General features: G+C 67.9%; 18 protein-coding genes and 1 pseudogene. 8 read left to right on the top strand and 11 right to left on the bottom strand.

Features of this window, described 5'->3' with window-relative positions; translation table 11 throughout:
* Positions 1–19 precede the first annotated feature (19 nt).
* The 3 genes from VML93_RS11460 to VML93_RS11450 all read right to left on the bottom strand — a co-directional run bounded on the left by VML93_RS11460 (position 20) and on the right by VML93_RS11450 (position 2,435).
* Positions 20–793: a peptidase MA family metallohydrolase gene (locus VML93_RS11460; protein ID WP_414686340.1), complete on the bottom strand. Its 774-nt coding sequence runs from the start codon at positions 791–793 to the stop codon at positions 20–22.
* Positions 794–854: 61 nt separating this feature from the next.
* Positions 855–1,958 carry a peptidoglycan hydrolase RipC gene (gene ripC, locus VML93_RS11455; protein WP_325610646.1) on the bottom strand — a complete coding sequence of 368 codons (1,104 nt, stop codon included), beginning with the start codon at positions 1,956–1,958 and terminating at the stop codon, positions 855–857.
* Between the two features lie 231 nt (positions 1,959–2,189).
* Positions 2,190–2,435, bottom strand: a complete 246-nt coding sequence (locus tag VML93_RS11450; RefSeq protein ID WP_325610644.1) for a hypothetical protein — start codon at positions 2,433–2,435, stop codon at positions 2,190–2,192.
* A 76-nt stretch (positions 2,436–2,511) separates the two neighbouring features.
* Here VML93_RS11450 and VML93_RS11445 point away from each other — a divergent pair.
* Positions 2,512–4,392, top strand: a pseudogene (locus VML93_RS11445) (DEDD exonuclease domain-containing protein); the annotation flags it as partial.
* On the opposite strand, the gene trpD reads toward VML93_RS11445, so the two are convergent.
* Positions 4,330–5,400: an anthranilate phosphoribosyltransferase gene (gene trpD, locus VML93_RS11440; protein ID WP_325610642.1), complete on the bottom strand. Its 1,071-nt coding sequence runs from the start codon at positions 5,398–5,400 to the stop codon at positions 4,330–4,332. The pseudogene VML93_RS11445 and the gene trpD overlap by 63 nt on opposite strands.
* Before the next feature lie 136 nt (positions 5,401–5,536).
* Here trpD and VML93_RS11435 point away from each other — a divergent pair, with 136 nt between their 5' ends.
* Genes VML93_RS11435 through VML93_RS11420 form a run of 4 tightly spaced genes read left to right on the top strand, consistent with a single transcriptional unit; the run spans position 5,537 to position 9,856 of the window.
* A complete protein-coding gene (locus tag VML93_RS11435) occupies positions 5,537–6,148 on the top strand; it encodes a heme-copper oxidase subunit III (RefSeq protein WP_325610640.1) in 612 nt (203 codons plus the stop codon).
* A 32-nt stretch (positions 6,149–6,180) separates the two neighbouring features.
* A complete protein-coding gene (locus VML93_RS11430; protein ID WP_325610639.1) occupies positions 6,181–7,032 on the top strand; it encodes a cytochrome c in 852 nt (283 codons plus the stop codon).
* A 14-nt stretch (positions 7,033–7,046) separates the two neighbouring features.
* Complete coding sequence (locus VML93_RS11425) at positions 7,047–8,210, top strand: ubiquinol-cytochrome c reductase iron-sulfur subunit (RefSeq protein ID WP_414686339.1); 1,164 nt, start codon at positions 7,047–7,049, stop codon at positions 8,208–8,210.
* Entirely contained in the window at positions 8,207–9,856 is a 1,650-nt protein-coding gene (locus tag VML93_RS11420) for a cytochrome bc complex cytochrome b subunit (protein ID WP_325610635.1), read from the top strand. Before VML93_RS11425 ends, VML93_RS11420 begins: the two co-directional genes overlap by 4 nt.
* 24 nt (positions 9,857–9,880) lie before the next feature.
* Here VML93_RS11420 and VML93_RS11415 read toward each other — a convergent pair whose 3' ends face one another.
* The 4 genes from VML93_RS11415 to VML93_RS11400 all read right to left on the bottom strand — a co-directional run bounded on the left by VML93_RS11415 (position 9,881) and on the right by VML93_RS11400 (position 13,094).
* Complete coding sequence (locus tag VML93_RS11415; protein ID WP_325610633.1) at positions 9,881–10,522, bottom strand: DUF2561 family protein; 642 nt, start codon at positions 10,520–10,522, stop codon at positions 9,881–9,883.
* Positions 10,522–11,382, bottom strand: a complete 861-nt coding sequence (locus VML93_RS11410; RefSeq protein WP_325610631.1) for an MmpS family transport accessory protein — start codon at positions 11,380–11,382, stop codon at positions 10,522–10,524. The genes VML93_RS11415 and VML93_RS11410 overlap by 1 nt, the downstream gene beginning before the upstream one ends.
* A 183-nt stretch (positions 11,383–11,565) precedes the next feature.
* Positions 11,566–11,988: a cytochrome c oxidase subunit 4 gene (locus VML93_RS11405; RefSeq protein ID WP_325610629.1), complete on the bottom strand. Its 423-nt coding sequence runs from the start codon at positions 11,986–11,988 to the stop codon at positions 11,566–11,568.
* Between the two features lie 8 nt (positions 11,989–11,996).
* Positions 11,997–13,094, bottom strand: coding sequence for a cytochrome c oxidase subunit II (locus VML93_RS11400; RefSeq protein WP_325610628.1), 1,098 nt, complete (start codon positions 13,092–13,094; stop codon positions 11,997–11,999).
* A 196-nt stretch (positions 13,095–13,290) separates the two neighbouring features.
* Between VML93_RS11400 and asnB the strand changes: the two genes are divergently transcribed.
* On the top strand, positions 13,291–15,249 hold the full coding sequence (gene asnB / locus VML93_RS11395) for an asparagine synthase (glutamine-hydrolyzing) (RefSeq protein WP_325610625.1): 1,959 nt from the start codon (positions 13,291–13,293) through the stop codon (positions 15,247–15,249).
* Positions 15,250–15,262: 13 nt separating this feature from the next.
* Here the strand turns inward: asnB and VML93_RS11390 are convergent, their stop codons facing one another.
* A complete protein-coding gene (locus tag VML93_RS11390; protein ID WP_325610624.1) occupies positions 15,263–16,237 on the bottom strand; it encodes a carbohydrate kinase family protein in 975 nt (324 codons plus the stop codon).
* 173 nt (positions 16,238–16,410) lie between these two features.
* On the opposite strand from VML93_RS11390, the gene VML93_RS11385 reads away from it, so the two are divergent.
* Positions 16,411–17,070 carry a hypothetical protein gene (locus VML93_RS11385; protein WP_325610622.1) on the top strand — a complete coding sequence of 220 codons (660 nt, stop codon included), beginning with the start codon at positions 16,411–16,413 and terminating at the stop codon, positions 17,068–17,070.
* A 270-nt stretch (positions 17,071–17,340) separates the two neighbouring features.
* Here the strand turns inward: VML93_RS11385 and VML93_RS11380 are convergent, their stop codons facing one another.
* Both VML93_RS11380 and VML93_RS11375 read right to left on the bottom strand, forming a co-directional pair.
* Positions 17,341–17,697 carry an iron-sulfur cluster assembly accessory protein gene (locus tag VML93_RS11380; protein ID WP_325610621.1) on the bottom strand — a complete coding sequence of 119 codons (357 nt, stop codon included), beginning with the start codon at positions 17,695–17,697 and terminating at the stop codon, positions 17,341–17,343.
* A 96-nt stretch (positions 17,698–17,793) separates the two neighbouring features.
* Positions 17,794–18,870, bottom strand: a complete 1,077-nt coding sequence (locus VML93_RS11375; RefSeq protein ID WP_325610715.1) for a glycerate kinase — start codon at positions 18,868–18,870, stop codon at positions 17,794–17,796.
* Positions 18,871–19,121: 251 nt separating this feature from the next.
* Between VML93_RS11375 and VML93_RS11370 the strand changes: the two genes are divergently transcribed.
* Complete coding sequence (locus VML93_RS11370; protein ID WP_414686338.1) at positions 19,122–19,751, top strand: DUF3043 domain-containing protein; 630 nt, start codon at positions 19,122–19,124, stop codon at positions 19,749–19,751.
* Positions 19,752–19,754 lie beyond the last annotated feature (3 nt).

The raw sequence follows: 19,754 nt of genomic DNA, 5'->3' as shown, positions 1-19,754 counted from the left end.
TCCGCTGCCCCTGCTCGCGCTATCGGGCCAGCCAGCGGCGCCAGCCCGTCAACAGACCGGCCGCGTCGGTGCCCAGCACGTCGCGGGCGGCAGTGGACAGGTCGGCGTGCTCGACACCGCACACAGCGAGATAAAGCGCACGCAACCGCGCCGGTCCGTAGGTATCGGCGACGAACCGGGCGAACCACCACGCGCGGTCGTAGGCCAGCGAGCGCTGCGGCCCGGGCGTGTCCAGGTCGGCGTCCGACGGCAGCGACTGCGTCACCGACGCCGCGTCGGCGGGCACCCTGACATCGGGGGTATTCGGCCGGGCGACGAAATCGGCCACCCCTTCGGTCAGCCAGCGGGGTGCGTCCATGGTGGTGTCGACCCGGGCGGCGTAGTGAAAGAGCTCGTGCGCCAACACTATTCGCAGCGCGGCATCGCTCATGTTGGCCGCGCCCGGAGCGAACACCAGCCGCTGGCCGACAGCCACCCGCTGGGCGGCATCCACGCGGTCCGCGACCGTCACGGCCGCGATATCGGACCACTGCGACGCCGATCCCCCGCCGGCCGCGGCACGAAACTGGTCGTCCGAGCCGGCCGCGACCACCGAGATGTCGCGGGACCAATCGGTTCCCCAGAAGGCTTCCACCTTGGCCACCGCCGCGCCGATTTCCGACGCGATTCGGGACAGCAGGCGTTGGGTGTCCGGCCCGCCGAGGTCGACCAGCCGGACGGTGCGGTCGCCGACGACCAACGGCTCATGCGCCGCCTGCGCCGGGTGAAACGCCACGGCTACGGCCGCGATCAGCTCGACAACGAATACCCAGGCCAGCAGTATCGAAGGCCACCGGCGACGCGCGTCGAGGCGTTTAGTAGCGGCGCGCGTCGTAGATCGGGCCGGAGGAGTTCATCGGAACCACCCGCACCGGCACCCCGTAGGTCGAGGAGTGGATCATCATGCCGTCCCCGACGTAGAGGCCGGCGTGCGATGCGTCCGAGTAGAACGTCAGCACGTCACCGGGCTGCAGGTCGGACAGCGCCACCGGTTGGCCACCGTGGGCCAGCGCCTGGCTGGAGTGCGGCAGCGAGATACCGGCCTGCTGGTAGGCCCACATCACCAATCCCGAGCAGTCGAACGCGCCTGGTGAGGCACCGCCCCACACATACGACGACCCGACCTGGCTCAACGCAGCCTGCACTACGGTGGCGCGGTCCCCGCCCGGCGGCGGGGCGGCGAGTGCGGGCACTACGCCCGGCGGTGGAGCCTCGCCCGGGGGCTGTCCCTCGGCCGGCGGCGCGCCGGGCGGCAGCGCCTCGGGGGGCGGCGCCGGGGCGGCCGGAGGAGCCGCCGCGGGAACCGGGCCGGGGTCGGCCAGCGCGGCACGCTGGCCGGGTGACAGCGAGATGTACTGCGACTTGACGACGGCGATCTGTACCTGCAGCTGGCTCTGCTTGGACTGCAGACTCGCCCGCACCGCGGCAGCCTGCTCGGCCGCGCTCTTGGCGTCGGCGGCTGACTTGGCGGATGCCTGCTCGGCCTTGGCGGCCTGTTCGCCGGCGGCGCGGAAATTGGCCATCTGGGTGGCCATTTCGCTCCCCAGCAACCGCTGCACCGACAACTTGTCGATCAGCTGTTGCGGAGACCCCGCCGTCAGGATGGCGTGCATGCCGTCGGTCCGACCACCCATGTAGGTGGCTGCGGCAAGCCGGTTGACCGCGCCCTGGAAGCTGCCCAGCCGGTCCTTGGCGGCCTGCGCGGCGGCCACGTCCTCGCTGTGCTTGTTTTCCGCCGCCTGTTGGGCAGCCAGCTTCTTGGTCAAGTCGAGCTGGGCGGTGTGCATGGCTTCGGTGGTCTGCTCGGCCTGGCGTGACAATTCGTTGAGCTTTGCCACGGCGTCGCCAGCCGGGTCGGCCACCGCGTTGGTGGCGATGACACCGGAGAAGACTGTGAAGCCTGCAAGCACCCCGACCATGGAGCGCGTGATGCCACGCGCAAACGGGTGTTTACAGCTGAGCCTCAAAATGTTGCTTCCTCAAACTGCCATCGACGTCGCCGTCGAGCGGGTTTAGGTCTCAAACAGGTTACGAAACGATATCGGCGTTTGTCCAAAGGGGGTCGTTAAGAAAATGGATAGATTTCTGTCATTTCTTTATGAGTGGCGCATGCCGATCGGCGCTGTCCAGCAGTTATGTCCCACAGCGCATTAGGCGACGCCCGACCCGCGAGTACGTCGGATCGGCACCAAACGAAGCCTCGGGGCCAAGCCGACTTCGGCGAGCACTTCCAAAGCGGCACGCTCGTCGTACAACAAAGTCTCCGGGACACCGAGTAGCACGCTGACCACGCAGTCGCGGCATCCCGGACCCCGCGCCGCGCAATCGTCACAGTCGATCACCACCGGCCCGGGCGCCGCGGCATGGTTGCTCTCGGATTCTGGGCTGTGGGTCATCAGGGTCCTCTCGGTCGGCCTCCGTCGAGTTCTCCCGCACGCTAACCGCGGCCACCGACATGTTTTCCGCGCCCGGGTGTCGGTGGGTGTGCTTAACGTCACGGCTGTGGCAGCGACCGGCGCGACCCAGCTGAGTTTCGCCGACGTCTGCCCTTCCGCAAGCCCTTCCGCAAGTCCCTCCGCAAGTCCGGACGCAAGTCCGGAAATGCCGTTGCGCGATACCACTTTCGTCGTCGTCGACCTGGAGACCACCGGCGGACGCAGCACCGGGACGGCGGAGACACCTCCCGACGCCATCACCGAGATCGGCGCGGTCAAGGTCCGCGGCGGCGTCGTGCTCGGCGAGTTCGCCACTCTGGTCGACCCGCAGCGCAGCATCCCGCCGCAGATCGTGCAGCTCACCGGCATCACCACGGCGATGATGTGCGACGCCCCGACCATCGACGCTGTACTGCCGATGTTCTTGGAGTTCTCCGGCGGTTCGGTGCTCGTCGCCCACAACGCCGGGTTCGACATCGGGTTCCTCCGGGCCGCCGCGCAGCGGTGCGACATCACCTGGCCACGGCCGCAGGTGCTGTGCACGGTCCGGTTGGCCCGCCGGGTACTGAGCCGCGAGGAAGCCCCCAGCGTGCGGTTGGCCGCGTTGGCGCGGCTGTTCGCCGTCGCCACCCAACCCACCCACCGCGCGCTCGACGACGCCCGCGCCACCGTCGACGTGCTGCACGCACTGATCGAACGAGTGGGCAACCAGGGCGTGCACACCTACGCCGACCTGCGCTCGTACCTGCCCGACGTGACGCCGGCCCAGCGCCGCAAGCGGGTCCTGGCCGAAGGGCTGCCACACAAGCCCGGGGTCTATCTGTTCCGCGGACCGACGGGTGAGGTGCTCTACGTCGGCACCGCCGTCGACCTGCGGCGCCGGGTGAGCCAGTACTTCAACGGCAGCGACCCCCGCGGCCGGATCAAGGAGATGGTCGGGCTGGCCGACACTGTCGACCACGTCGAGTGCGCGCACGCGCTGGAGGCCGGCGTTCGCGAACTGCGGATGCTGGCCGCGCACGCCCCGCCGTACAACCGCCGGTCCAGATTCCCGCAGCGGTGGTGGTGGGTGGTGCTGACCGACGAAGCGTTTCCGCGCCTGTCGGTGGTCCGCTCACCCCGGCACGACCGCGTCGTCGGCCCGTTTCGGTCCCGCGCGGACGCCGCGCAGACGGCGGCCCTGCTGGCCCGGTTCACCGGCGTGCGGACCTGCACCACGCGGTTGGGTCGTTCGGCGCTGCACGGGCCGGCCTGTCCCGAGGTCGAGGTGGCGCCGTGTCCCGGCGCGCGCGGCGTGACGGCGATCCAATACGCGGCGGCCGTGGCACGCGCCGCGGCATTGATCGACGGCCTGGACAACACCCCGCTGGCCGCGGCCGTCGAAGAAGTCGGCCGGCTGGCCGGGCTGCACCGCTACGAGAGCGCCGCGCGACTGCGCGACCACACCGCCACCGCGATCGAAACCCTGTGGCGCGGCCAGCGACTGCGCGCGTTGGCCGCGCTGCCCGAACTGATCGTCGCGGCACCGGACGGAGACGGCGGCTACCACCTGGCCGTCATCCGCCACGGCCAGCTCGCGGCCGCGGGCACCGCCAGACGTGGGGTGCCGCCGCTGCCGGTCGTCGACGCCATCCGGGCGGGCGCCCAGACGATGCTGCCGGCGCCCGCCCCGCTCGGCGGCGCGCTGGTCGAGGAGACCGCACTCATCGCGCGCTGGCTGGCCACGCCCGGGGTACGCATAGTCCGAGTAACCGATGACGGATGGGCTTCGCCGCTACGGTCGGCCGGCGCCTGGGCTCAGTGGGCGGCCACGGCGCGCTCCGCCCGGCTGGCCGCCGAACAGGCGGGCTGGGATTCAGACCTGCTGACTGAACCGCACCCATCGCGCCAGCAGCTGTTCGGCCGCACCGGAGTCGATGGCGGCGCCGGCCCGCTGCAACCCGTCCTCCCAGGCCGGCAGCCATTCAGCGCGGCTGGATAACCCGGCGTGCGCGACGAGCGCACCGGCCGCGTTGAGCACCACGGCATCCCGGACCGGGCCGGTGGCGCCGCCCAGTACCGCGCGCGCCTCCGCGGCGTTGGCTTCTGCGTCGCCTCCCAGCAGCTGGTCGAGTTCGGCTCGCGCGAACCCGAAACCCGCCGGATCGAAGGTCAGCTTGTCCACGGTGCCCGCCTGCACGCGCCAGATCGTGCTCGTGGTCGTCGTGGTCAGTTCGTCGAGACCGTCGTCGCCGTGCACGACCAGCACGCTGGACCGGCGCGCGGCGAACACCCCGGCCATCACCTCGGCCAGGTCGCCGAACGCGCAGCCGATCAGCCCCGCCCGCGGCCAAGCCGGATTGGTAAGCGGCCCAAGGAGATTGAACACCGTCGGCACCCCGATCTCGCGGCGCACCGTGGACGCGTGCCGGTAGGACGGATGGAACACCGGCGCGAAGCAGAACCCGATCCCGACTTCGGCGAGGCTGCTCGCGACCTGCTCGGGCCCGAGGTCGATGCGAAGCCCGAGCGCCTCGAGCATGTCGGCGCCACCGGACAGCGAGGACGCCGCCCGGTTGCCGTGTTTGACCACCGGCACGCCCGCCGCGGCGACCACGATCGCCGCCATGGTGGACAGGTTGACCGTGTTGACGCCGTCGCCGCCGGTGCCGACGATGTCGACGGTGTCGTCCCGGATGGCGTCCGAAGGCATCTGACGCGCGTGGCTGAGCATGACGTCGGCCAACTCGCTGACCTCGGCCGCGGTCGGAGTCTTCATCTTCATGGCGACGGCGAAGGCCGCGATCTGGGCCGGCCGCGCGTTGCCCGCCATGATCTGATCCATCGCCCAGGCGGCCTGGCCCCGCACCAGGTTCTGCCCCTCGGTCAAACGACCCAGGACCTGGGGCCATGACGGTGCCGATACCTCCCGATCTGAGTCAGCCACGCGCCGATGGTCCCACGAGGACCGAGCCCACCAATAGCGCGCCGGTACGGACGCGAGCGCGACGCGCCGAATTGATTTGCACGAAATCTTTGACCCGGGTGGTCTCAAACAACTACAAAGCGTCATACTTGCGGATGTGACCAGCGCTGTGGGGACCTCGGGTACCGCGATCACGTCGCGCATTCATTCGCTGAACCGGCCCAATATGGTCAGTGTTGGCACCATAGTCTGGCTTTCCAGCGAGCTCATGTTCTTTGCTGGCCTGTTCGCGATGTACTTCACCGCGCGTGCTCAAGCCGGCGGGAATTGGCCGCCGCCGCCGACCGAGCTCAACCTGTATCAGGCCGTCCCGGTCACGCTGGTCCTGATCGCCTCGTCGTTCACCTGCCAGATGGGCGTGTTCGCGGCCGAGCGCGGCGACGTCTTCGGGCTGCGCCGCTGGTATGTGATCACCTTCCTGATGGGCCTGTTCTTCGTCCTCGGCCAGGCCTACGAGTACTACCACCTGATGACGCACGGCACGACGATCCCCAGCAGCGCCTACGGCAGCGTCTTCTATCTGGCCACCGGCTTCCACGGACTACACGTCACCGGCGGCCTGATCGCCTTCATCTTCCTGCTCGCCCGCACCGCGATGAGCAAGTTCACGCCGGCGCAGGCGACCGCCAGCATCGTCGTTTCCTACTACTGGCATTTCGTGGACATCGTGTGGATTGCGCTGTTCACCGTGATCTATTTCATCCGATAAACCGGCACCCCGGAATGAACAGGAGTTCTCGGTTGAAGAAACTGGGTTTCACCCGATCCGGAAGCAAGCCCGGAAGCAAGCGGACGGACCGCTCCCGGCGGCGCGTGCAGCGCCGGTTGTCCGGTGGCCTGCTGCTGCTGATAGCCCTGACCGTGGCCGGTGGACTGGCTGCGGTCCTCACCCCCACTCCGCAGGTGGCAGTCGCCGACGAGAACAGCGCGGCGATTAAAAAGGGCCAACAACTGTTCGACACCTCCTGCGTCACGTGCCACGGCGCCAACCTGCAGGGCGTGCCGGACCACGGCCCGAGCCTGATCGGCGTCGGCGACGCGGCGGTGTACTTCCAGGTGTCGACCGGCCGGATGCCCGCCATGCGCGGTGAGGCTCAGGCGCCGCGTAAAGACCCGATCTTCGACGACGACCAGATCGACGCGCTCGGCGCCTACGTGCAGTCCAAGGGCGGCGGCCCGTCGGTCGTCCGCGACCCCGACGGCCACCTCGCGATGCAATCGCTGCGCGGCAAGGACCTGGGCCGCGGCGGCGACTTGTTCCGGCTCAACTGCGCCTCCTGCCACAACTTCACCGGCAAGGGCGGGGCGCTGTCGTCCGGTAAGTTCGCGCCGGACCTGGGGCCCGCCAACGAACAGCAGATCCTGACGGCGATGATGACCGGCCCGCAGAACATGCCGAAGTTCTCCGACCGCCAGCTCAACTTCGAAGCCAAGCGGGACATCATCGGTTACGTCCGGACGGTGGTCGAAGAGCGCCAGCCGGGTGGCTACGGCCTCGGCGGATTCGGACCGGCTCCCGAGGGCATGGCGGCGTGGATCATCGGGATGGTTGCCGCCATCGGGCTGGCACTGTGGATTGGGGCGCGATCGTGAGCGGCGCTGACGACGTGAAAGACGGCTCAACTCCCGACCCGGCCGCGCTGGCGGCGATGTCCAACGAGGAACTGCTCGAGCTGGGCGGCAAGATCGACGGTGTCCAGACCGTCTTCAAGGAGCCTCGCTGGCCGGTCGAGGGCACCAAGGCCGAGAAGCGCGCCGAGCGTGGGGTCGCTCTCTGGCTTTTGCTGGGCGGTGCTTCCGGGCTGGCGCTGCTGGTGATCTTCCTGTTCTGGCCGTGGGAGTACAGGGCCAAGGAGGAGCCCGGCAGCTTCCTGTACACGGTGGCCACCCCGCTGTACGGCCTGACCTTCGGGCTGTCCGTCCTGGCCATCGGCATCGGTGCCGTAATGTTCCAGAAAAGGTTTATCCCGGAAGAGATTTCGATCCAGGAACGGCATGACGGGGCATCCAAGGAGATCGACCGCAAGACGGTGGTCGCGAACCTGACCAACGCGTTGGAGGGCTCGACGATCAAACGCCGCAAGCTGGTCGGACTGTCGTTGGGCATGGGCCTCGGCGCGTTCGGCCTCGGCACCCTGGTGGCGTTTGCCGGCGGCTTGATCAAGAACCCGTGGAAGCCGGTCGTCGACACCGCCGAGGGCAAGAAGGCCGTGCTGTGGACATCTGGCTGGACCCCGCGCAAGAAGGGCGAGACCATCTACCTGGCCCGCGCCACCGGCTCGAACGACTCGGCACCGTTCGTTCCCCTGCGGCCACAAGACATCGACGCAGGCGGGATGGAGACGGTCTTCCCGTGGCGTAAGAGCGACGGCGACGGCACCGACGAAGCGTCCCGGGAAAAGCTGATCGCGATCAAGATGGGCATCCGAAATCCGGTGATGCTCATCCGCATTCGGCCCAGCGACATGCACCGCGTGGTCAAACGCCAGGGCCAGGAGAGCTTCAACTGGGGCGAGTTCTTCGCCTTCACCAAGGTCTGCTCACACCTGGGCTGCCCGTCGTCGCTGTACGAGCAGCAGTCCTACCGCATCCTGTGCCCGTGTCACCAGTCGCAGTTCGACGCCCTGTATTTCGCCAAGCCGATATTCGGTCCCGCTGCCCGCGCGCTGGCGCAACTGCCTATCACCATCGACACCGAGGGGTATCTGGTCGCCAACGGTGACTTTGCCGAGCCCGTCGGACCCGCATTTTGGGAGCGCACAACAACATGAGTCCAAAACTCAGTCCTCCGAACATCGGTGAAGTCATGGCCGGCCAGGGCGAGGCCATCGACACCCGCTATCACCCGTCGGCCGCGGTGCGCCGTCAGCTCAACAAGGTGTTCCCCACACATTGGTCTTTCCTGCTCGGCGAGATCGCGCTGTACAGCTTCATCGTGCTGCTGATCACCGGTGTGTACCTGACGCTGTTCTTCGACCCGTCGATGCTCGACGTCACCTACCACGGTGCCTACACCCCGTTGCGCGGCGTCGAGATGTCCCGCGCCTACGAATCCGCGCTAGACATCTCCTTCGAGGTCCGCGGCGGCCTGTTCGTCCGCCAGATCCACCACTGGGCCGCCCTGATGTTCTCCGCGTCGATCATGGTGCACCTGGCGCGCATCTTCTTCACCGGAGCGTTCCGGCGCCCGCGTGAGGCCAACTGGGTGATCGGTTCGCTGCTGCTGATCCTGTCCATGTTCGAGGGCTACTTCGGCTACTCGCTGCCCGACGACCTGCTCTCGGGTATCGGCCTGCGCGCCGCGCTCTCCTCGATCTCGCTGGGCATGCCGGTGATTGGCACGTGGCTGCACTGGGCGCTGTTCGGCGGCGACTTCCCCGGCAATATCTTGATTCCGCGGCTCTACGCGCTGCACATTCTGCTGCTGCCGGGGATCATTCTGGCGCTGATCGGCGCGCACCTGGCGTTGGTGTGGTTCCAGAAGCACACCCAGTTCCCCGGCCCGGGACGCACCGAGCACAACGTCGTCGGGGTGCGGGTGATGCCGGTGTTCGCGGTCAAGTCCGGCGCCTTCTTCGCGACGATCACCGGTGTCCTTGGCATTATGGGCGGCTTGCTGCAGATCAACCCGATCTGGAACCTGGGTCCCTACAAGCCATCACAGGTGTCGGCCGGGTCGCAGCCGGACTTCTACATGATGTGGACCGAGGGCTTGGCCCGTATTTGGCCGCCGTGGGAGTTCTACTTCTGGCACCACACCATTCCCGCGGCCGTTTGGGTCGCGCTGATCATGGGCCTGATTTTCGTGCTGCTGATCGTTTATCCGTTCCTGGAGAAGCGGTTCACCGGCGACTATGCGCACCACAATCTGCTGCAGCGGCCGCGCGACGCCCCGGTGCGCACCTCCATTGGCGCCATGGCGATCAGCTTCTACATGATCCTCACGCTGGCGGCGATGAACGACATCATCGCGTTGAAGTTCCATATCTCGCTGAACGCGACGACGTGGATCGGACGCATCGGCATGGTGATCCTGCCCCCGCTGATCTACTTCATCACGTATCGGTGGTGCGTCGGGCTACAGCGCAGCGACCGCGACGTGCTCGAGCACGGCGTCGAGACAGGCATCATCAAGCGGCTGCCGCACGGCGCCTACATCGAGCTGCACCAGCCCCTGGGCCCGGTCGACTCTCAGGGCCACCCGATTCCGCTGGAGTACCGGGGCGCTGCCGTTCCCAAGCGAATGAACAAGCTGGGATTGGCTGGGTCGCCGGGCAGCGGCAGCTTCCTGTTCGCCGATCCGGTGTCCGAGGACACGGCACTGCGGGAAGCGGCGCACGCCGCCGAGCATCGTGCCCTGACCGCGCTGCGCGAGAGCCAGGAGAGCACCAACGGCTCATCCAACGGCGAGCACTAGCCCGACCGTCGGCGCGTCGGGCGCCTAGTGCACGGCGATGACGCGACGCAGCTGGCGAACGTGGATCCACTCCAGCGCGGGCATCGCCGCGGTGATGAGCCCGGCCAACGTATAGCCGACCCAGGACGCGCCGTCGTGGCCGACGGCCATCAGGTAGGTCGCCACCCCGACCGAAACCAGCGCGGCCCCCATCGTGCCCGTCAGGGCCAGTGTGCCGCGCAACCAGATGCGGTCCGCCGCCGCGCCCGACCATTCGTCGGTGTCCCCGTATGCCCGGACGGTCTCCCGGCGCGCCCGCTCGGCTGCGCTGCGGGTCGAATGCCCCGAACTTGCCGGCTGCCGGACCACCCTACGTGCCAGCGCGCCCACCGTCCCGGCGTCCGGCTCAGCGTTGGACATGCGGCGCGCCCGCAACAACATCGGGATCGCCCCCGCAATGATCAGCGCGGAGACGACGATGACCACATACAGGACCCACGGCGTGTGCGCCGTCCTGGCCACCTTGTGAAAGCCCCGACCAAGATCGGTCAGCGCGACGGTGGCGGCCACGCTCACCCCCACCAGCAGCAACCAGACCGCTGCGCACGCGCCGATCAGGATGCGATCGACGACGTCTGGGGGAACGGTGTCCGGCCCTTGCCGGTATGCGGAATACCTGCTGACCATCAGCAGCTCGTCTGCCAGGCGTCGTTGGCGTTGGCTGACAGCACCGCTCCATCGCTGGTCGTGATCGAGCAATTGAGTCTGCTGACCCGGAAAAGGCTGGATGCCTCGACCGAGCCGACGTCGGATTGCGAGATCGGAGTGACGGTCATCGACCACGGGATGTACACGTTGTGCTGCGTCCGCCGCCGACCAGAGGCGTCGACGTAGGTCACCGTGATGATGTCGCCGGGGGCTTTACTGCCGGTCACCGTGTAGGTGACCTGCCGCGGCCCGCTCTGCGTCGTGGTGGTGGGAATCGGCGGGGCTATCGCCGCCGTCGTGGTTACCGGCGGCGGCGGAGGCCCGGTGATTGTCGCCGGCGGGGCCGCCGACGCCGTAGGCGTCGGACTCGGTGACACCGGCGGCGGTTCGGTGGTTGTCGGGATCTCGGCTGCCGGTGAAGGCGGCGACGCCGGCGGCGATTTGGTGGGCGTCAGCGCGTCCTGGAAGGCTTCTGTGGACGTCGTCGTCCCCGGGTTGGCGAGTTGGCTGGTGTCATGGCGCGTGACCAGGAGGGTCACCGAAGCCACCAGCGCGACCGCGGCCAGGATCGCGGCGAACCCGACCGCCCACGGCCAGCGCGGGGCAGCGCGCTCGTCGATCAGGTCGGACGAGCCGTCATAGCCGTCGTAGTCGTAGAGCTCCGTCGGTAGGTAGGGGCCACTGGTGAACTGCTCGGACTCCGGTGCCGAGTAGGCCCGCGAGTAAACGTCGGTGTGATCGGCCGCTTCGTCGTCGTCGAGGGGTTCCAGTTCGTGACGGTGCGCGCCGGCGGGATCGGGTTCGTCAAGATCCCGTCCGGGGGAATTCGGCCCGCTCATGTTCGCCTGCCCTGTCCAACTGCATCGCGAGTGCGCGGGGCCCCGCGGCTGCCTCGGTGCGCGCGCGCTCGGGAGATTCTCATCGTGCTTCGGAGAACCCTACCGAACTGACCGCGGCAACCAAGTGTGGGCGAACTGGCCACAGATCAACTGATGCCCTGATTGTGACCTTCTGGGCGCCGATCAGTGCTTCTCCGGCCCGATGTAGTACTCGAACACCAGTCCGGCCGCGGACGAGAGGATGAACACCACCCCGGCAGCTATCAGCCAGGGCAGCCACAGCGCGATACCGGTCGCCGCCACCGAACCGGACAACGCGATCAGAATCGGCCACCAGCTGTGCGGGCTGTAGAACCCCAATTCCCCTGCACCGTCGCTGATCTCGGCACCCTCGTAGTCCTCGGGCCGGGTGTCGAGCCGGCGTGCCACGAAGCGGAAGAAGGTGGCCACGATCAACGCCATGCCGCCGGTCAGAGCCAGCGCGGTGGTGCCCGCCCACTCCACGCCGCCGGGCCGTTGGAACAGCGCAGTCAGCAACCCGTACAGCACCGCGGAGAACACGAAGAACGCGGCGATGAACTCGAAAAGCCTCGCTTCGATATGCATTGCGTGTCCTAACCTACTGGCTGGGTGCGTTCGCCGCGGCGAGTGTCGAACGGGTGGGTCGTCTGAGCGACCGGGGGCTCCTTGATGGCAATCAGGGCCTCGGCGTTGGTCTTTCCGTGACGCCGTGCCTCCAGGTAGGTCTTGAAGTTCTCCGGTGTCACCACCCGCACCTCGAAGTTCATCATCGAGTGGTAGGTGCCGCACATCTCGGCGCAGTGCCCGACGAATGGCCCGGTCTTGGTGATCTCCGCGACCTGGAAGCGGTTGACCGAGTTGTTGGCCACCGGATCGGGCATCACGTCGCGCTTGAACAAGAACTCCGGCACCCAGAACGCGTGGATGACGTCAGCCGAGTTCAACACGAATTCGATGCGGTGGCCGGTCGGCAGCACCAGGACCGGAATTTCGGTGCTGGTCCCCAGGGTTTCGACCGGGTCGAAGTTCAGGTACTGACGGTCGGAGGTGTTGTGTCCACGCACCGGCCCGACGAGCTCCTCGCCGTGCTCGTCCTTGCCCTTGGGCTTGGACTCCATCGACTTTTTCTTGGCGTCGCTGTCGGCCGCCTCTTGGGCGCTCGGGAAGCTCAGTGAGCCGTCCTGGAAATTGGCCTTCTGATAGCCGAACTTCCAGTTCCACTGGAAGGCGGTGACGTCGATCACGACGTCGGGGTTGCCGGCCAGATGCAGCATCTTCTCCTGCACCACCACGGTGAAGTAGAACAGCACCGAGATGATGAGGAACGGTGTGACGGTGAGTACCAGCTCGAGCGGCATGTTGTAGCCGAACTGTCGGGGCAGCTCGGTGTCGCCGGCCTTCTTGCGGTGGAACGCGGCCGTCCAGAAGATCAGGCCCCACACGATGCCGCCGACGATCAGGGAGGCGATCACCGCCCCGATCCAGAGTTGGCGATTCCAGTGGGCCTCCGGGGTGATGCCCTCCGGCCAGCCCATGGCCATCGCGTGTTCCCAGCTGCATCCGCTCAGGGCGACCGCCAGCACGCCGAGCGCCCCGACGAGCGTCAGCCGGCGGACTCTGGCGCCTCCGGGAACACGCCGAAACTTACCCTGCGACAACCATTGCGAACGGCCTAGCTCGCGACGTGTCACGTTGGCGCCTCCTGTATCACAAGCTGGATCGACGGGGCGATCCCGGTTGCGGCGGGAACCGTCGGCTAACTCGGATGTCGAATACTACGCAGCGTAGACCACGACGCCTCAGAGGGCGACGATGTGTGCCACAACGAGCCGCCCAAACGGCACTCGAAAGGCGATCAGCGCCCCGAGTGCGGCATACTGGGGCGCCGTGTGTGGACTGCTGGCCTTCGTGGCGGCTCCTGGCCTGGACGGCGCCGTGAACCCCGACGCGGGCGCGGCCGACAGCGCTGTCGCCCACTCGTTGCGCCTGATGCGCCATCGCGGACCCGACGAGCCGGGCACCTGGATCGACCCACATGCCGACGGTGAGGTCGTGTTCGGGTTCAACCGGCTGTCCATCATCGACATCGCCCACTCGCATCAGCCGCTGCGGTGGGGGCCGCCGGAGACACCCGACCGCTACGTGCTGGTGTTCAACGGCGAGATCTACAACTACCTGGAGCTCCGCGAAGAACTGCGCACCGAGCACGGGGCCGTTTTCGCCACCGACGGCGACGGTGAAGCCATCGTCGCCGGCTACCACTACTGGGGCGCCGACGTCCTGGCGCGGCTGCGCGGCATGTTCGCATTCGCGCTGTGGGACACCGTCACGCGCGAATTATTCTGTGCCCGTGATCCGTTCGGCATCAAGCCGCTGTTTATGGCGACCGGCACCGGGGGCACCGCGGTGGCCAGCGAGAAGAAATGCCTGCTGGACCTGGCCGAGTGGGTGGGATTCGACACCGGAATCGACGTGCGCGCGGTGCAGCACTACACCGTCCTGCAGTACGTGCCGGAGCCCGAGACGCTGCATCGGGGGGTGCGTCGGCTGGAGTCGGGGTGTTACGCGCGGATCCGACCGGGGCTCGAGCCGGAGATCACCCGCTATTTCGTGCCGCGGTTCGCCGCTGTGCCCTTCACCCGCGATACCGAGCAGGCCCGCTACGACGAGATCACCGCGGTGCTGGAGGACTCGGTGGCCAAGCACATGCGCGCCGACGTCACCGTCGGCGCGTTCTTGTCCGGCGGGATCGACTCCACGGCCATCGCGGCGCTGGCCATCCGGCACAACCCGCGCCTGATCACCTTCACCACCGGCTTCGAGCGGGAGGGCTTCTCAGAGATCGACGTCGCGGTGGCCTCGGCCGAGGCGATCGGCGCCCGCCACATCGCCAAGGTGGTCAAGCCCGACGAGTTCGTCGCCGCCCTGCCCGAGATCGTGTGGTACCTCGACGAGCCCGTCGCCGACCCGGCGCTGGTACCGCTGTTCTTCGTCGCGCGCGAGGCCCGCAAGCACGTCAAGGTGGTGCTCTCCGGTGAGGGCGCCGACGAGCTGTTCGGCGGTTACACGATCTACCGGGAGCCGCTGTCGCTGCGCCCGTTCGACTACCTGCCCGGGGCGTTGCGGCGCTCGATGGGCAAGGTGTCCAAGCCGCTGCCGGAGGGGATGCGCGGCAAGAGTCTGCTGCACCGCGGATCCCTGACGCTCGAGGAGCGCTATTACGGCAATGCCCGCAGCTTCTCCGACCTGCAGCTGCGCGACGTGCTGCCCGAATTCCGCGAGGACTGGACCCATACCGATGTGACCACGTCGGTCTACGCCGAATCGTCCGGCTGGGATCCGGTGGCGCGCATGCAGCACATCGACCTGTTCACCTGGTTGCGCGGCGACATCCTGGTCAAGGCCGACAAGATGACGATGGCCAACTCGCTGGAGCTGCGGGTGCCGTTCCTGGATCCCGAGGTGTTCGCGGTGGCGTCGCGGCTACCGGTGCAGGCGAAGATCACCCGCACCACCACCAAGTACGCGCTGCGCCGCGCCTTGGAGCCCATCGTGCCGGCGCATGTGCTGCATCGGCCCAAGCTGGGGTTCCCGGTCCCGATCCGGCATTGGCTGCGCGCCGGCGAGCTACTGGAGTGGGCGTACGGGATGGTCGACTCGTCGCAGGCCAATCACCTGGTCGACCTGGTCACGGTGCGCCGGATGCTCGACGAGCACCGGACAGGCGCCAGCGACCACAGCCGCCGGCTGTGGACGGTGCTGATATTCATGCTGTGGTACGCGATCTTCGTCGAGCACAGCGTGGTTCCGCAGATCAGCGAGCCGGAGTATCCGGTCGAGTTGTAGGTCCGTCGGCAGGCTAAGCCAGCACCGCGGCGATCTCGGCGGCGGCGTCGTCGCCGAACGCACCCGCCAGCCGGCTGGCCGCGACCGAGTGGTCCCACTCCCACTCCTGAGTGCCCGTCGACTCCAGCACCAGGACGGCCACCAGCGACCCCAGCTGTGCCGACCGCTCCAGGCTGAGCCCGGCGCCGCGCCCCATCAGGAATCCGGCCCGGAACGCGTCGCCGACGCCGGTGGGGTCGGTCTGGCTGGTCTCGGGCACCACGCCGACGTGGAGGCTGGTGCCGTCGCGGTCGACGATGTCCACACCCTTGCCGCCCAGCGTGGTCACCCGCAAGTCCACCTGAGCCATTACGTCGGCCTCCGACCAGCCGGTCTTGGACAGCAGCAGGTCCCATTCGTAGTCGTTGGTGAACAGGTAGGCGGCGCCGTCGATGAGCTTGGTGATCTCCTCGCCGGACAGCCGGGCCAGCTGCTGGGACGGGTCGGCGGCGAACGGCAGTCCGAGCTTGCGGCACTCTTCGGTGTGCACGACCATGGCCTCCGGATCGTTGGCCCCGATGATGACCAGGTCGGGCTTGCCGATCGACGACACCACGTCGGCCAGCGAGATGTTGCGGGCCTCCGACATGGCGCCGGGATAGAACGACGCGATCTGAGCCATGTCCACGTCGGTGGTGCAGACGAAACGCGCGGTGTGCGCGGTCGTGGAGACCAGCACGTTGTCGCAGTTGACGTGGTGGCCTTCCAGCCAGTTGCGATAGTCGTCGAAGTCGTCGCCGGCCGCGCCGACCAGCGCGACATCCCCGCCCAGCACGCCGATGGCGAAGGCGATGTTGCCGGCCACACCACCGCGATGAATCACCAGGTCATCGACCAGGAAGCTGAGCGAGACCTTCTGCAGATGATCGGCCAGCAGCTGCTCAGAGAATCGGCCCGGGAACCGCATCAGATGGTCGGTCGCAATCGAACCAGTCACCGCGATCGTCACGAAAAATCACCCTTCATTAGTAAGGCCGTCTAGCCTACCCACGGAATTCAGCCCACCCGGTTCGCCCCGTCGCGACAACGGTTGGGTCCAAGGCCGCCGGTAAGTCGTGCGCTAGCCTGCCTACGTCGGGCGGCAACACTCGATGCCCCACTTACCACCGTAGGAGAACCACGATGGCCGGTCCGCACTCGCCGCCCCCTATCGTCGGCGCCGACGGACCCCCCGAGCCGGAGCGCCGCGAGTTCATCGCGACCGAGCCGGCCTTCGCCACCAACCCGGTGGACGGCGCGATGCAACCGGCAACCGCCTATCCCGAGCAGCTGCCACCCGCGGTGGCCTACCCGAGTCGGCGGCCCAAGCGGCTGGTCATCGGCTTGCTGGTGGCTCTCACGCTGGTAGCCGCCATGACGGCGGCGATCGTCTACGGGGTTCGCACCAACGGGGCCAACACCGGCGGCACGTTCTCCGAGGGAGCCGTCAAAACGGCGATTCAGGGGTATCTGGACGCGCTCGACAACGCCGACATCGAGACCATCTCCCGCAATACGATGTGCGGCATTTACGACGGCGTGCGCGACCGCCGGGCCGACCAGGCCCTGGCCAAGCTGAGCAGCGATGCGTTCCGCAAACAGTTCTCGCACGCCGAGGTCACCTCGATCGACAAGATCGTGTACCTGTCGCAATATCAGGCCACGGTGCTGTTCACCATGCACGCATCGTCGGAGATCCCCGGTTCGAGGCACGCGCAGATCCAAGGCGTGGCCCAGTTGCTTTTCCAGCGCAGCCAGATCTCGGTGTGCTCCTATGTGCTGCGCACGGCGGGCTCGTACTGAGGGAGGGGTGGTCCTAGGGCCTGTCGCCGACTCAGTGCGATTTTGAGCACCTCACTGCAGTCTCGGTGAGCTAGCCGCACCGAATGCCCACGCCAGGCCCGCCCCGCCGCCGCCGGGAGTGCCGAAACTGAACTGAAGCCGCCGAAACTGCACACAGATCGCGATTGAGCGCCAAACCACGCTCTCACTACAGTCTCGGTGAGCTAGCCGCCCGAATGCCCGAGCCAGCCGCGCCCCGCCTGCGCTCGCGATCGCGCTTAGCCCTAAAGATCAGTTGAACGAGTCCCCGCAGGCGCAGGAGCCGGTGGCGTTGGGGTTGTCGATGGTGAAGCCCTGCTTTTCGATGGTGTCCACGAAGTCGATCGACGCGCCCTCCACGTAGGGCGCGCTCATCCGGTCCACCGTCAACTTCACACCACCGAAGTCCGCGGTCAGATCGCCGTCCAGCGTCCGGTCGTCGAAGAAGAGGTTGTAACGCAGCCCTGCGCAGCCACCCGGCTGGACCGCGATACGCAGCGCCAGGTCGTCACGACCCTCCTGGTCCAGCAGGGACTTCGCCTTCGTGGCGGCGGCCTCGGTCAGAATCACGCTGTGGGTCTTGGCGGTTGACTCGTTCTGCACCGTCATTGCTTCTCCTACGTGCCTCATTGGTTGGGTGGGTTCGCCCGGCAAGTCCGGGATCCGCGCGCCACGGGATTTGCGCGCCGGGGCAAGTCCACTGCATCAACGGTACCTTGCCGGACCGCTATTCCCGAGTCGCGCCGCAACCTGTGATGCCAATCCCATCAGCTGGTTGGCCGCATCGGCCTGCGCCAACCCCACCGAACCGGCGTATTCGGCGATCGACAAGGCGGACATGATGCCTGCTGCCCGCGTCGCGGACTTGTCCAGGCAGACCTGTCCGGCCAGCACGATCACCGGAATTCCCAGCGGAATGGCGGCGTCGGCGAGCGAGCCGACCACCTTTCCGTGCAGCGACTGCTCGTCGAACCGGCCCTCGCCGGTGACGATCATGTCCGCATCGGCGAGGTCGTCGGCCAGGTCGGTGTGCTCGGCGATGATCGCCGCCCCGGACTCGATGCGACCGCCGAGCGCCAGCAGCCCGGCCCCGATACCACCGGCGGCGCCCGCGCCCGGCTCGGCGCTCACGTCCCGCCCGGCCGCGTCTTCCAGTTCCAGCGCCCACCCCTCGAGACGGACTTCGAGAGCTGCCACGGTGGCCGTGTCGGCGCCCTTCTGCGGCCCGAACACCCGGGCTGCGCCCCACGGCCCCAGCAGCGGGTATTCGACGTCGGAGGCGGCGATCAGCTCGACCTCGCTCAGCTGCCGGCGGGCCGTGTCCAGGCCGCCGAGCTCGGTGATCATGCCCCGCCCGCCCTCGGTGCACGCGCTGCCGCCCAGCCCGACGACGATCCGGGTCGCTCCCGTGCGCAGCGCCTCGGCGATGAGCTGCCCGACTCCCCTGCTGTGGGCGGCCAGCGCGGTCTCCGGCGTGGGCGGCCCGTCGAGCAGCGCCAAACCGCACGCTTGCGCACACTCCAGGTAGGCGGTCGCCGAACCGGGATCGAACACCCAGCTGGCCTCCACTTCGCCTTCCAGCGGCCCGGACACCTCCAGTCGCCGCAGCTCCCCCAGCCGGTTGGCCAGCACCTCGACGAAACCTGGCCCGCCGTCGGACTGCGGGGCGACGATGAACCGATCGCCCGGGCGTGACCGGGTCCAGCCGGTCGCGATGGCCGCCGCGGCCTGCACGGCGGACAGGCTGCCGCCGAAGCAATCCGGAGCCACCAGCACGCGCATGGCGGGCAGCTGGATACGGCCTGGCGCCGGGGCAGCGCCGGCAGGATCCGACGCCATCGAGTCGTCGTTCACGGGTGGCCGTTCATTTTGTCCGTAAGCCTAGGGCCAACAGAGACGCCACACTGGCGATGCACGATACGGGTGCTCGCAGGGGGCATTTGGGGCCCGCTCACCCGCGAAGTAACCTGGCGACTGTGAAGCTGCTGGGCCGTAAGAAGGGCCACGACGAGGGCCAAGCCGAGGCACCGGCCATAACCGACGACCTTGTGGACGGCGCGGTCGTCGCACCATCCCGCGGGTCACGTACCACCGACCCCAAGGGCCGGCCCACGCCCAAGCGCGACGCCGCCAAGCGCGGCAGTAGGAAGGGGCCGGTCGTGCCGGCACCCAAGACCGGCGCCGAGGCGCGGGCCCGACGCAAGGCGCTGGCCGGCCCCAAACTCAGCCGCGAGGAGCGCCGGGCCGACAGAGCCGCCAGCCGGGCCCGGATGACCGATCGCCGCGAGCGCATGATGGCCGGCGAAGAGGCCTACCTGTTGCCGCGCGACCAGGGCCCGATTCGCCGTTACGTGCGCGACATGGTGGATTCCCGGCGCAACGCGCTGGGCCTGTTCATGCCGTCGGCGCTGGTCCTGTTCGCCATGACCGCACTCCCTCGGTTACAGCTCTTCGTGTCGCCGGTCATGCTGATTCTGATGGCATTGATAGGTGCCGACGCGTTCCTCTTGGCCCGCAAGGTCGGCAAGAGGGTCGACGAGAAGTTCCCGACCAACACCGAAAGCCATTGGAAACTAAGCATGTACGCCATCGGCCGGGCTGCCCAGATGCGTCGGTTGCGCGCTCCCAAGCCCCAAGTCAAGCACGGCGCCGATGTCGAATAACAG

This window comes from Mycobacterium sp., assembly GCF_035499775.1.
Taxonomy (GTDB): domain Bacteria; phylum Actinomycetota; class Actinomycetes; order Mycobacteriales; family Mycobacteriaceae; genus Mycobacterium.
The sequence above is the reverse complement of the archived record's forward strand: the minus strand, read 5'-3'. Positions and strand labels throughout refer to the sequence as shown.